The 12950-nt window shown below is 59.2% G+C and carries 12 protein-coding genes; 3 read left to right on the top strand and 9 right to left on the bottom strand.

What is annotated here, in order from left to right; all coding sequences use genetic code 11:
• Positions 1–15 precede the first annotated feature (15 nt).
• The 4 genes from I6L37_RS21000 to tapM are packed head-to-tail and all read right to left on the bottom strand — an operon-like array spanning position 16 to position 2769.
• Positions 16–549 (bottom strand): pilus assembly protein PilP, encoded by a 534-nt coding sequence (locus tag I6L37_RS21000; protein ID WP_042072277.1) that lies wholly within the window; start codon positions 547–549, stop codon positions 16–18.
• On the bottom strand, positions 549–1145 hold the full coding sequence (gene tapO / locus I6L37_RS21005; RefSeq protein ID WP_026455954.1) for a PilO family type IV pilus biogenesis protein TapO: 597 nt from the start codon (positions 1143–1145) through the stop codon (positions 549–551). Before tapO ends, I6L37_RS21000 begins: the two co-directional genes overlap by 1 nt.
• On the bottom strand, positions 1142–1717 hold the full coding sequence (tapN, locus tag I6L37_RS21010; protein WP_026455955.1) for a PilN family type IV pilus biogenesis protein TapN: 576 nt from the start codon (positions 1715–1717) through the stop codon (positions 1142–1144). The genes tapO and tapN overlap by 4 nt, the downstream gene beginning before the upstream one ends.
• On the bottom strand, positions 1705–2769 hold the full coding sequence (gene tapM / locus I6L37_RS21015) for a PilM family type IVa pilus assembly protein TapM (RefSeq protein ID WP_302056872.1): 1065 nt from the start codon (positions 2767–2769) through the stop codon (positions 1705–1707). Before tapM ends, tapN begins: the two co-directional genes overlap by 13 nt.
• A gap of 303 nt (positions 2770–3072) precedes the next feature.
• Between tapM and I6L37_RS21020 the strand changes: the two genes are divergently transcribed.
• Positions 3073–5535 carry a penicillin-binding protein 1A gene (locus I6L37_RS21020; RefSeq protein ID WP_216992871.1) on the top strand — a complete coding sequence of 821 codons (2463 nt, stop codon included), beginning with the start codon at positions 3073–3075 and terminating at the stop codon, positions 5533–5535.
• A gap of 47 nt (positions 5536–5582) precedes the next feature.
• Here I6L37_RS21020 and oxyR read toward each other — a convergent pair whose 3' ends face one another.
• The 4 genes from oxyR to I6L37_RS21040 all read right to left on the bottom strand — a co-directional run bounded on the left by oxyR (position 5583) and on the right by I6L37_RS21040 (position 10030).
• The gene (gene oxyR / locus I6L37_RS21025) at positions 5583–6482 is read right to left on the bottom strand and encodes a DNA-binding transcriptional regulator OxyR (RefSeq protein ID WP_042025678.1); all 900 of its coding nucleotides are present in this window, start codon (positions 6480–6482) and stop codon (positions 5583–5585) included.
• 155 nt (positions 6483–6637) lie between these two features.
• Positions 6638–8278, bottom strand: coding sequence for a methyl-accepting chemotaxis protein (locus tag I6L37_RS21030; protein ID WP_216992872.1), 1641 nt, complete (start codon positions 8276–8278; stop codon positions 6638–6640).
• A gap of 168 nt (positions 8279–8446) precedes the next feature.
• Positions 8447–9085, bottom strand: coding sequence for a DsbA family protein (locus I6L37_RS21035; RefSeq protein WP_216992873.1), 639 nt, complete (start codon positions 9083–9085; stop codon positions 8447–8449).
• Positions 9086–9169: 84 nt separating this feature from the next.
• Positions 9170–10030 carry a Vmh family MBL fold metallo-hydrolase gene (locus tag I6L37_RS21040; protein WP_216994222.1) on the bottom strand — a complete coding sequence of 287 codons (861 nt, stop codon included), beginning with the start codon at positions 10028–10030 and terminating at the stop codon, positions 9170–9172.
• 123 nt (positions 10031–10153) lie between these two features.
• On the opposite strand from I6L37_RS21040, the gene I6L37_RS21045 reads away from it, so the two are divergent.
• Positions 10154–11053 carry a LysR family transcriptional regulator gene (locus I6L37_RS21045; RefSeq protein WP_216992874.1) on the top strand — a complete coding sequence of 300 codons (900 nt, stop codon included), beginning with the start codon at positions 10154–10156 and terminating at the stop codon, positions 11051–11053.
• Between the two features lie 46 nt (positions 11054–11099).
• Here I6L37_RS21045 and I6L37_RS21050 read toward each other — a convergent pair whose 3' ends face one another.
• Entirely contained in the window at positions 11100–11876 is a 777-nt protein-coding gene (locus tag I6L37_RS21050; RefSeq protein WP_216992875.1) for a BPSS1780 family membrane protein, read from the bottom strand.
• Positions 11877–12105: 229 nt separating this feature from the next.
• Between I6L37_RS21050 and I6L37_RS21055 the strand changes: the two genes are divergently transcribed.
• Entirely contained in the window at positions 12106–12930 is an 825-nt protein-coding gene (locus I6L37_RS21055) for a M23 family metallopeptidase (RefSeq protein WP_216992876.1), read from the top strand.
• The last annotated feature ends 20 nt before the right edge of the window (positions 12931–12950 follow it).

Below are 12950 nucleotides of genomic sequence, written 5' to 3' on the forward strand. Positions count from 1 at the left end.
GCTGTTCGTCCCTGATTATTGTTTTTCTTGCATATTGGCCATGGCCAACTGGGTTTCTCTTGTTACCCAGCACCCCTTCCCATCCGGAATGGTTTCCAGCAAATCCACCGCTGTATCGGAGATCTTGATAATGCGCCCCTGATCCAGACCCATATATTGGTTGAGGCCTACCCGTACCGATTGACCATCCGGCGTACGGATCAGAGCCCACAATTGCCCTGTTTTGCCCAAAGAACCCTGCATCGACAAACTGGCAAGGGAGTAATTTTCCAGCATCTCCTTTTCACGATCCTTCACCACCAGCGCACAATCCGGTTGCAGTTTGGCACTGTTGTCCCCCCCGCCAGCCGCCTCCGGCTGCGGTGCCATGAAGGGGCTGCGCAGCTCCCTCTGCTGGTATGCCATGGGAGAAAAGGGTTTGAGTTCTGGCAGAGGCTCGATAGGGACGGGAGGGCGTGCCTTGGTCTGAGCCACATAAGCGTCCATGTCCTCCTGGCCACCACAGGCAGCCAGCAGCAAGGCAGGCAACAACCAGCAGATGCGTCTCATTACTTCGCCTCCCCAGTCTTGCCGTTGTACTTGTAGGTCTTGGCCAGCATCGACATCGAGATCAGATCCCCTGCATCCTTGTTTTGCCCCAAAGTAAAGGAGTCGAGAATGACGATACGGGGCAAGGCCGCCATGTCCGCGGTGAACTTGCCGATCTCGTGGTAACTGCCCACCACCTCGATACGCATGGGAAGCTCGGTCGAGAACTCATGCTTGACCTCGGGTTCCCAGTTGATGCGGTTGAGTTTCAAACCGTTGTCGGTGGCGATAAAGCTGATATCGTCCAGCAAGCCCGCCACTTCATGGGTATTGGGCAGTTGCTTGAGCTGGGTATCGACCATCTGCTCGAGCGTCACCATTTGTTCCTTGTAAGCACCTAGGTTTGCCGCCAGCATCGCCTTGCTTTCAAACTGGGCTTTCAGCTCGGTCTCCTTGTCGGTCTCCTGGGTCAGCAGGGTCAGCGAATTGGCGATCACATAGTAATAGAGGGCGCCTCCCGTCAACGCACAGCAAAAGAAGATGAAGATCCCTTTGGCCCATTTGGGCCAGCTGGCGATGTCATTGATATCCAGCTCGTTCAATTGCTGAAGATTCATTTGCCCTCCTTGGCCGCATCGTCAGTCGCGGAGGCCTTGGCCACCAGAAACATCATGGAGAATTGACTCAGGGATACGGGAGCGACATCCGCCGCAAAAATAGTGCTGATCTTCGACTGGCTCAGCCAGCCCGAGCCATCGATACGGCGCATCATGCTGGCAACCCGACCATAGGCCTCGGTCTTGCCATTCACATCGATGATGTTGTTCTGCATGGAGAGCGTGTTGAGGTAAACCCCGTTGGGCACCAGGGAGGGCAACTGATTAAAAAGGCGGACGGGCAGGTTGCGGCGCATCTGCAGCTGTTCGATCAACTGCATCCGGTCGATCAACTCCTTGCGGCGCTCCTTGAGCAGGCGGATCTCGCCCAACTGGGCATCCAGGATAGCCATCTCCTGCACCAGTCGCTGATTGCGCTGCTGTTGGGCGCTGACCTGACGATTGACCAACCAGTCGGCGCCAAATCCCAATGCCACCGTCACCAGCACAAATGCCCCCAGCAGGGCGCCAAACTCTTTCTTCTGCCGCTGGGCCCTGGCTTCACGCCATGGCAGCAGGTTTATATTTGACATGGCGTGAAACTCCTCAGAGCCAACCCGAATGCCGTCATATATTTAGCGCCGTGGGTCGCTTCGGCTTCCCCTTTGGGTTTGCCAAACAGGGCAAACAGATCCGGGTGCAACACCTCGCAATTGGCCTCTTCCTGCACCTGTAGTGACAGACCCGGCAGCAGGCTGCCCCCACCGGTCATCACCAGCTTCGAAATCTCGCGATAACCGGAAGAGCTGCAAAACAGCTGGATATTGCGACGAACCTGTTGCAGCAATGCATTGATATGAGGCATCAGTACATCGAGTTCGTGGTCGACCGGCAGGGTTCCCTTGATCTTGGCCTGCTCCGCCTCATCCAGCGCCATCCCATAAAAAGAGGAGAGCGCCTGACTGTATTGATCCCCACCGAAGTTCTGCAGACGGGAGTAGATCACCTCCCCCTTGACCAAAGCGGCGAAGGTCATGGCGCTGGCACCGATATCGATCACCCCGACCGGCCGATCGCTCTCCTTCAACTCAGGCAAGCAGGCCAACACGGCACGCCCCAACGCATGGGCTCCCACATCGACGACTTTGACGACAATACCGGCCTCGGCAAGGGCGCTGACCCGGCCATTGACGCTCTCGGTGCGGGCTGCACTGAGCAGCACATCCTGGCGATCTTCATTGTTGCTGGTAGTGCCCAGCACCTCGAAATCGAGGCTCACTTCATCAAGGGGAAAGGGGATGATCTGTTCGGCCTCCAGCTGAACCTGATTTTCCAGCTCTTTATCACTCAGGCTGGCATCAATCTGGATCACCTTGGTGATTACGTTGGAGCCCGTCACCGCCGTGGCGGCATAGTCGCTGTGGCCCGAGAGCTGGCGTTTGAGGTTTTTGAGGGATTGGCTGACCCGCTCGATATCCTGCAGCTGATAATCGACCAGCGTCCCTTTCGGGGTAACGATATCGGCCACCGCATCTATGTGCAGTTTGCCGGGACGTCCGCTGATGGTGACGGCCTTGATGGTCTGATTGCCAAAATCAACGCCCACCAAGGGGAGGAGGGAGCCTTTGCTAAATAGCCCAAACATATACACATCCATGCGTTATGGGGTTCTGTTCCCGAATTGAGTGTAGGACACTCGTCACAAGAGGACGGGTTGATTAATCCTAAATGCTCTAAGTATCAATGTCATAAAGTTTATACCGAAAAGTGACCCACCTCGCTTTCTGGCCCGGGGGATCCCATTCTTGGTTATTGTTCCCCGTAATGCTAACCTCTCGCCTCCCTTTTTAGGTGGGTCGCTCGCCACAGGAAAACCTCGAATTCCAGATGGCAAAAGGGCTATACTCTGCGCCCGTTGGCTAATTTTAAGACGATTGGTAGTTCTTCCATGCTGAAATGGCTCGTTCGCCTGTTTATTGTCATGATGCTGGGTGCAGTGCTGGGTGTTGCCAGCCTCATCGGTATCTATTTCTATATCAAACCCCAATTGCCCGATGTCACCGCCCTGCGTGACGTCAAGCTGGCGACCCCGATGCGGGTCTACAGCCGCGATGGTGAATTGATCTCCCAATATGGCGAAATTCGTCGTATTCCCTTGCGCCTTGACGAAATCCCCCAGCAGATGATCGATGCCGTGCTGGCAACCGAAGATGCCCGTTTCTATGAGCACCCGGGGATTGACCCGATTGGCATCATCCGTGCTGCTTCTGTCTGGGCCATTTCGGGCCAGGCTCGCCAGGGCGCCAGTACCATTACCCAGCAGGTAGCCCGCAACTTCTTCCTCAGCAACGAGAAGACGCTCGTTCGCAAGATCAAGGAAGTGTTCCTAGCCTGGCGGATCGAACAGAACCTCACCAAGGACGAGATCCTCGAGCTCTACCTCAACAAGATCCCCCTCGGTTACCGCTCCTTCGGAGTCGGGGCTGCGGCTCAGGTCTACTTTGGCAAAGAGGTCAAGGATCTGGGGCTGGACGAGATCGCCATCATTGCCGGTCTGCCCAAGGCGCCCTCCATGCTGAACCCCATCCGCTCCCCCGAACGCGCCTTTGCTCGCCGCAACGTGGTGCTGGGCCGGATGCTGGAGACTGGCAAGATCACCCGTGCCCAGTTTGATGAAGCATCCCAGATGCCGATCAAGGCTCGTTATCACGGCGCCGAGGTGACCCTCAACGCTCCCTATCTCGGTGAGATGGTTCGCCAGAAGATGGTGGAACAGTTTGGCGAAGATGCCTACACCATGGGTCTGCATGTCTACACCACGGTCAGCGCGGAGCGTCAGCGGGCAGCCAAAAAGGCATTGATCGACGGCGTCTTTGACTACGACATGCGCCACGGCTATCGCGGCCCGGCTGCACAGTTGTGGAAAGCGGGTGAACCGGCCTGGGATTATGAGCAGATAGTGGCACACCTTGCCAAGCAGCCCACCTACGAGCCGCTGATGGCCGCTGTGGTGACCAAGCTCGGGGATCGCAATGCCACCCTGGTATTGAAAAATGGCAAGGAGGCAGAGCTTGGCTGGAATGGCATCAAGTGGGCTCGCTCCTTTATCACCGACGATCGCCAGAGCTATCTACCGAAATCGGCTCGTGACGTCCTGAAAGTGGGTGCCCAGATCTGGGTTCGCGAGCAGGGCGAAGAGCTGCTGCTGGCGCAAATCCCGGACGTCAACGGGGCACTGGTCGCCATGAACCCGAAAAATGGCGCCCTTGAGGCCGTGGTCGGTGGCTTCAGCTTCGAGCTGTCCAAGTTCAACCGGGTCGATCAGGCACGCCGCCAGATCGGTTCCAACATCAAGCCGTTCCTGTACGCCACAGCGCTGGAGCACGGCTATACCCTGGCCTCCCTGATCAACGATGCCCCGATCAACCAGTGGGATCCATCCAAGGGCCCCATGTGGCAACCGAAAAACTCGCCCGCCATCTATGAAGGCCCCACCCCCCTTCGCATAGGGCTGGCCAAGTCCAAAAACGTCATGTCGGTGCGCCTGATGCGCGCCATCGGCCTGGATACCTATATCGACGGGCTGACCCGATTCGGCTTCCCGCGTGACTTCATCTCCCCGCATGAATCGCTGGCACTGGGTGCTGCCGAATTTACTCCGCTCGAGGTGGTGCGCGGTTACTCTGTGCTGGCAAACGGCGGCTTCCTGGTCACCCCCTACTTTATCGACAAGGTGACCGACAGCCAGGAACACATCCTCTATCAGGCCAACCCCGTGATTGCCTGTTCCGATTGCGAACAACAAGCAGCTCTGCTGCCCGAGTCGCAGCCAACACAACAGCCCGGCTCTGACGCTCATCCGGCGCCCCTCGCCCCCATGCTGGCGCCCCACACCATCAGTGCCGAGAGCGCGTTCCTCATCACCGACACCCTGACGAGCGCCATCTGGGGTGGCAATGGCTGGCGTGGTACCGGCTGGCGTGCTGCCCGTGACCTCAAGCGTCACGATATTTCCGGCAAGACGGGGACCACCAACGAATCCAGGGATGCCTGGTTCTCCGGCTATACCCCTGAGCTGGTGGCCACCTCCTGGATCGGTTTTGACAACCATCAGCGCAGCCTTGGCCGTGGTGAGTTCGGGGGCGGAACTGCCCAACCCATGTGGATCGACTTCATGAAAGTTGCCCTCAAGGGAGTACCCGAGCACAAGATGCCTGTACCAGAGGGGATTATGACGGTCAGGATCGACAGCGAAACCGGCCTGCTGGCCGCTGGTGGTGGTACGAATGAGTACTTCAAGGAGGGGACAGAGCCGACCCGTTATGCCTCTCCCAGCTCGGACGGCAACCAGGTCTATGGTGGTGACAACACAAACAGCGAAGGCCCCGTCTCGACCGACGATATCTTCTGATCCCCGCATAGCAAAAACAGAACCGGCAGCCTTGGCTGCCGGTTTTTTTATTTGGTCAACTGCCCAGCCATCAATTTGATGATGCGGGCGGCCAGCTCGTTGAAACAAGGCCGACGCACCGAGTAGTGACGATAGAGCATGGCGATGGTTCGCCCGGGCACAGGCTCTATCACCGGGCGGTAACTTACCCCACCTTCATCATGATTGGGCGGTACCGCCAGTTGCGGGATCAGGGTCATGCCACTGCCCGCCGCCACCATGTTGCGCAAGGTCTCGAGACTGGTACCCTTGAAGCGCTGATCCTCGCCAATCCCACCGGCAAAACAGAACCCCATCGCCTGATCCCGCAGGCAGTGGCCATCTTCCAGCATCAGCAATTTCTTGCCCTTGAGATTGCCGAGCGGTACCTGTCTGGCCTGGGCCTCCGGGTGGTGGCTGGGGACGGCCAACCACATCGGCTCATGGTAGAGCTGGATGGCACCAAATCCCTCCATCCCCTCCATTTCGGCCAGGATGACGCAATCCAGCTCTCCCTCTTCCAGCCGTTTCAGCAGTACGTGGGTCTGCTCTTCATAGAGATAGAACTCGAGCTGGGGAAAGCTTTCACGCAAGGTCTGGATGATGCGAGGGAGCAGATAAGGTCCCACCGTGGGAATGAAACCGATATGGATCTCTCCCGACATGGGGTCGGAGAAGTGCTGACCTATACTCTTGAGTTCACGCACCTCCTTGAGTACCCGCCTGGCCTGATGCGCCATGGCATCACCGGCCGGAGTGAACAGCACCTTGCGCGAAGTGCGTTCGATGAGGATCACCCCCAGCTCATCCTCCAGCTTGCGCAGCTGGCCGCTGAGGGTCGGCTGGCTGACAAAGCAGCGCTCCGCCGCCTTGCGAAAGTGTTTCTCCTCATCCAGTGCCACCAGATATTCGAGATCGCGAAGATTCATACAACAAGAGTCCTGACTGGCAAAAGAGCCATCAGCATGCACAAGATTGGCCTCTGGAACAAGCATGGCCACCAGGTCATCAAGGGAAAGTACCCGACCTCCAGATAACAAAAGCCCGGCCACCTCGCGGTAACCGGGCTTGCCTTCAAGTGTCCTCAAACACGGAAGCGGCGAACCATATCCTGCAACTGGGTGGCCAGATGGTTGAGCTCGTTGCACGCCTGCGCCATCTGGGTGGCGCCGGCCGCGACTTCCTCCGAAGCGTGGCTGATATTGACCACGTTGCGATTGAGCTCCTCGCTCACTGCCCCCTGCTCCTCGGTTGCCGTGGCGATCTGGATGTTCATGTGGGAGATGCTGCTGACCGAGCCACTGATCTGGGAGATGGACTCACCGGCTTCACGGGCCGTTGCGACCGTCGCATTCATCAGCTCCTGGCTCTGCATCATGGTCGTGCCCGCCTGTTCGGCGCGCTGTTGCAGCTCGGCGATGATGGTGTTGATCTGGGAGGTGGAATCCTGGGTACGCTTGGCCAGGGTACGCACTTCATCGGCCACCACCGCAAACCCGCGCCCCTGTTCACCGGCTCGGGCGGCTTCGATGGCGGCATTCAATGCCAGCAGGTTGGTCTGTTCGGCAATGCCGCGGATCACCTCCAGCACCATGCCGATATTGCGGCTGTCATCCCCCAGTTGGCGGATCACCACGGCCGTGCTTTCGATGGCGCCGGCCACCCGCTCGATACGCTGGATGGAATCATTGACCGTCCTGGCGCCGGTCTCTGCCGTTTCACTGGCCGAGGTGGCGGCACTCGCCGCATCGCTGGTATTGCGTGACACCTCCTGTACCGTGGCTTGCATCTCGTTCATCGCCGTCGCCAGCTGGTTCAGCTCATGCTGCTGGGCATTCATGTTTTTGGCGGACTGGCTGGCCACCGAACTCATCTCCTCGGCGGCGGAGCTCAGTTGCACCACAGAGCCCGACACTTCGCTGACCAGGGTTCGCAAATTGCCCTGCATCTCGCCAAACCCTTTGGCCAGGGTGCCGAGTTCATCGTTGTTGAATTTATGCATGTCGAGGTGGGAGGTGAGATCCCCTGCCGACACCTTGCGAGTCTGTTCGAGCAGCACCATGACAGGGTTACGAACTTGCCCCGTCAACAGCCAGGCAATCGCCACCACAAACCCGAGGGTCACCAGGCTGACGATGATGCTCATGGTCTTGGCATCGCTGTAGAGTGCGGCCACGTTCTGGGTCATCTGGTTGGCTATCTCGTTGTTGATCTCCCGCAACCGCAATGCCTTGGCGCCAACCTCCTCCAACGCGACACGGGTCTCATTACGGCGCAAGCTCTTGACCTTTGTCAAATCATCGGCGGCAAAGGCCCGCATCAACTCTTCATGCACAGCAAAATACTTGGCCCCGGCTGCCTGTGCCTGTTCATAGACCTGTTTTTCTTCATGGGTACTGAACTCGAGAGTGCCGTATTTCTGGATTGCCTGCTCGAACTCCTGTTTCGCCTGATCAAAGGTACGGGCCCGCTCGTTCACCTCCTCATCGTCCTTGTTGAGACTGGCGATCACCTGGGCCAGTTCAGAGCGACGAGCATCCAGAATGGCCACATGCATCTGGCTGGCCAGGCGGGTCGATGGCAGCAGGTTGCTGGTGATGGTTTCGGTATCATCATAAAGCCGCGCCAGCTGACTGCTGGAAAACCAGGCCAACCCCAGGACAAGCAACGCCAGTACGGCAAATCCGGCACTCAACTTCTGGCCAATAGACATGTTTTTGAACATATGAGGGCTTCCTTGATATGAGTCTTCACTCCCGAAATATCTCCCGGAAATGGTCATATAGAGCATAGCCCGCATGCAGAAAACAGAAGGCCCTCATAGCGCTTCTGCCATCATGTTATTTCACATGAAAAAAACTCTCTTCCGCGCCCCTGAATCGAGCCTGCGGGATCAGCGCATCAGGGCCATCAACTGGCGGCACAGACTCTCCGGCTCCCCGTAAAAATCGGCAACCCGAATGCCGAGGATCCGGCCATTCTGCTCCACTCCGAGAGTGGGGTACCCTTGGCCACCCAGCCGGGCCATCCAACTCTGGCTATCCGTCAGATGAGCGGCCAGATCCGCCCTCTGACAGGCATCGATAAACGCCTCTTGCAATATGCCCTGCTCCGCTGCCAAGGCGGCCAGTGCGTCGAGGGCACCAACCCAGATGCCGTCCCGATAGTGGGATTGCTGGATCCGGTGCAACATGGCAAGTCCATCTCCCCCCAAGGCTGTCACCGCCAGAATGGCGCGAATGGGAGGATCTGAGTCCAGCATTCCCCCCTCCCGGAGCAGCAGTTCGTTGAAGTAGCGATCGCCAAAGGACTGACCGGTCAAGGCCGCAATCCGCTCATCGTGGGGGCGAACATAGTCACGCAGCGCCACCCCCATCTGTTGGCGGCGCGCCCCCAGCCAGAGGCCGCCGGCATGCAGCTCGATGGCAATCCCCGGGATGCCTGCGGCGGCCGCCAGCAGGGGGGCGGCCCCATAGCACCAGCCACAGAGGGGGTCATAGACGTAATGCAGAGTGAGAGTGTGTTCATTCATGGCGTAATTTTCCTTGAATATCGTCCGGATCAAAAAACCGGGCCCCAGGGCCCGGTAAAAAACACAGGGAAACGGCTCGGTGTATTACCACTTCATCTCGCCGGTATTGACCTTGGCGCCGATGGCCAGGCCGTCATCGACCGGCAGGGCGGGGTAGGCTTTCTGCAGACGCTCGACCAGCTCGCCTGAGTGCTTGACCTGCGCCAGCTCCTGCTCGAAACGCTGCACATAATCGCGGGTAAAGGTCACTGCATCGCTACCCTTGGGCTCGGCACCGAGGAAGTGGCCCGGCACCACGCGCTCGGGCTTGAGCGCCAGCAAGCCGTTCAGGGCCTCGATCCAGCTGGTGCGAGCCGCCTTGGTTTGACTATCCGCCATCCAGACGTGAACTCCACCGTATACCGCCACGCCGCCCAGCGCCGTCTTGATGGAGGGCACCCACAGGTAGGCATTCGAGGTATTCATCTCCCGCACCTCGATCTGCTGCCCTTCGAGGGTTAGATGGTTAGCGGTCATCACCTCGGGCACAGTCAGGCTTTTCGGGGCCCCCTTACCCAGGATCGGGCCCCAGTAGGCCAGCTTGTCATCCTTGGTCTTGTTGATGTGATCCACCACATGCTGATCGGCGAGCACCTTGACGTCGGGGAAGGCAGCCTTGATGGGCTCCAGGCCGAAGTAGAAATCCGGGTCGCCGCCGCTGATGTAGACGGTGGTCAGCTTCTTGCCGCTCTGTTTGATCAGATCCACCAATGCCTGGCCATTCTCTACGTCAAACTGGGCATCGATCAGGATCGCCTCCTTGTCACCCGCCACCAGGGAGGAGGAGACGGGGAAGATCCCCTGCTCGCCCGGGTTGTAAACGGTCACGCTCAAAGGGCCGGCCAGGGCAGCGCCGCTCAACAGGGTGGTGGCCAGGGTCAGGTTGCGGATCAGGGTGCTGTTCATCATGTTTTCCTCATTCATCATTCGGGTCATTGGATGGACACAGTCTATTGGAACGATTAAGTTGCAAATACAGCATGTAACGCGCATCACTGTTGCGTATATCGAGCATATTGAGGGGCATACATGGATCGATTGACCGCATTGCGGGTCTTCGTCACCGTCGTGGAGCAGGGCAGCCTGAGCGGGGCTGGCGAAAAGCTGGAGATGTCGCGGGCTATGGTCTCCCGCTATCTGGCAGAACTGGAACACTGGATGGGGGCACGCCTGCTGCACCGCACCACCCGGCGTCTGAGCCTGACCGGCCCGGGGGAAGAGACCTTGGGCCGCGCCCGCCTCATGCTGACATTGGGCGAGGAGATGGAGCAGGTCGCCATACGGGAGGATGACGCCCCCAAGGGACAGCTGCGGATCACCAGCAGTTACTCCCTCTCCGAGGCGCTGCTGGTAGGGGCTGCCAACGACTACCTGGCCCGTTATCCGGGCACTGCCGTCGACATCCTGCTGCTAGACAGAACCGTCAACCTGGTGGAGGAGCGGATCGATCTGGCGGTACGCATCACCAACGATCTGGATCCCAATCTGGTGGCCCGCCGTCTCGGCACCTGCCACTCTGTGGTGTGCGCCAGCCCGGACTACCTGGCCCGCCACCCGACCCCGCACAAGGCCCAGGATCTGGCGTTGCACAACTGCCTGACCTACACCTATTTCGGCAAGAGCCTGTGGGAGTTCAGCGGGCCGGATGGCCCGGAGTCGGTACCGGTTAGCGGCAACCTCAGCGCCAATATCTCCAACCTGCTGCTGGAAGCGACCCTGAAAGGCGCCGGGATCAGCCTGCAGCCCCGTTACTCGGCGCAGCCCTATCTGGAACGGGGCGAGTTGATTGCCCTGCTGCCCCAGTGGCAGCCCAAGCGGCTCGGCGTCTACGGGGTCTATGCCACCCGCAGGCAGATGTCGCCGCTGCTGCGCAGCTTCCTCGACTTTCTGGTGGCGCGCATGGCGGACGATCCTCTCTGGCAGGAGTAACCACCACAATGAAAAAGGGGCCTTGAGGCCCCTTTTTCATCTTGCATCAGGCTTCGAAGCCGAACGGTGTGACGGGCGGCTGCGCCTCTTCGCTCTCATCGAGGAAGATATCCCGATAGGCCACATAGATGGAGTAGTTGAGCGCCGGGATCACCACCAGCAGACCGACCAGCATCAAGGCGGCACCGAACAGCAAAAGGATGGCGCACAGGGCCCCCCACCAGAAGAAGGGCCACATATTGCGCCAGCAGCCAGCAAAGCTCAGACGCACGGCCTGCACAATGCCCACATCGTGGAAATAGATAAGGGCCGGGGCAAAGGTCACCGCCATCAGCGCCGGAATGAGCAGCGCCGTGCCCACCAGCAGCACCAGCAACAGCTGTTGCAGCTGGCCGGGCGATACCACCATGGTCTCTGGATCCTGGTTCAGCACGGAAAGCAATCCCCAGCTGGAGAGCAGTCCGAGACACACCAGTCCGATCAGGCTGAACAGCCCCAGCACCAGGAGGCCACCCAGCATCAGCGGGGTCAGCTTGTGACGAAATCCGGCAAACAGATCGGCAAAATTGAGGGCCTCACCCCGATAGCCCCGGGCGGCCACCACGGCCCAACCAGCCCCCCACACCATATAAAGCAGTTGGGAGATGAGGCTGCCCGCCGGCAGCTGATCCAGCACCATGCCGACCGAAAACCAGACCAGCACCATGGCCACGCTGACGCCCATCCCCTTGTTGAAGATATCGAACCCGCTGCGGACCCAGACCCAGCCACGGCCGATCGGGTGGCGTGCCGGGTTTGTGCGCAAAGTGGGTAATCCGTTCATGTCATCTCCTCTGTGTATCGTGGGCATCAGTACTGGATGCCGATTCTAGAGGCAGGGCGGATGCGACTCAATGGCAACGCCCTGCCCTCATCACACAAACCTGACGCAGCAGCACCACAAAACCGGTGCGGGCAGGCTCACAGGCTGGCCGTCCCGGCGGGAACGAGGCACAATCAGCCCCTTGCAGCAGTTCCGTTTCTCCCCTGTTTTGATCGCGAGTGGTATCGTCATGAGAGTTGTTTGTTGTCTGTTGTTGTTGCTGGCCAGCCAGTCGGCACTGGCCGAAGGCTTTATCAGCCGTCTGCTCAACCATCCGGTGCCGGGCGGCGTCGCCGTGATGCCGCTGGGCAGTGAAGCGCAGGCGCCGACTGCCCGCTATCAGGGCAAACCGGTGCTGGTAGTGCGTGAAGAGGGCAAGCGCTGGATCGCCATCGTCGGCATCTCCCTCAAGAGCAAGACAGGAGCCCACCAGCTGCAGGTAAATGATGGTCGAACCCTCAACTTCACCGTCACTCCCAAGCACTACCGCGAGCAGCACATCAAGCTCAAGAACGGTCGCCAGGTCAATCCGCTGGCCGAGGACATGGTGCGCATCAACCGCGAGCTGGCGGAGCAAACCCGCGCCTACCAGACTTTCAGCCCCAACCAACCCAGCAACCTGCTGTTTGACAAACCGGTCAACGGCCCCCTCTCCAGCCCGTTCGGCCTGCGCCGCTTCTTCAACGGCGAGGAGCGCAATCCCCACTCCGGTCTCGACTTTGCCGTGGGTGCCGGCACCCCCATCAAGTCACCGGCGGCGGGCAAGGTGATCCTCATCGGCAACTATTTCTTCAACGGCAACACCGTCTTCGTCGATCACGGCCAGGGGCTCATCAGCATGTTCTGCCATATGTCCAGGGTCGACGTGAAGCTGGGCCAGAGCCTACCCCGCGGCGGCATCGTCGGCCGGGTGGGCGCTACCGGCCGCGCTACCGGCCCCCATATGCACTGGAACGTCAGCCTCAACGATACCCGGGTCGATCCCGCCATCTTTATCGGGGCTTTCAAACCTTAAGCCCCACGACGACAAAGGCA

The sequence above is a fragment of the Aeromonas sp. FDAARGOS 1407 genome, from assembly GCF_019048725.1.
In the GTDB taxonomy this organism is placed as follows: Bacteria; Pseudomonadota; Gammaproteobacteria; order Enterobacterales; family Aeromonadaceae; genus Aeromonas; species Aeromonas enteropelogenes.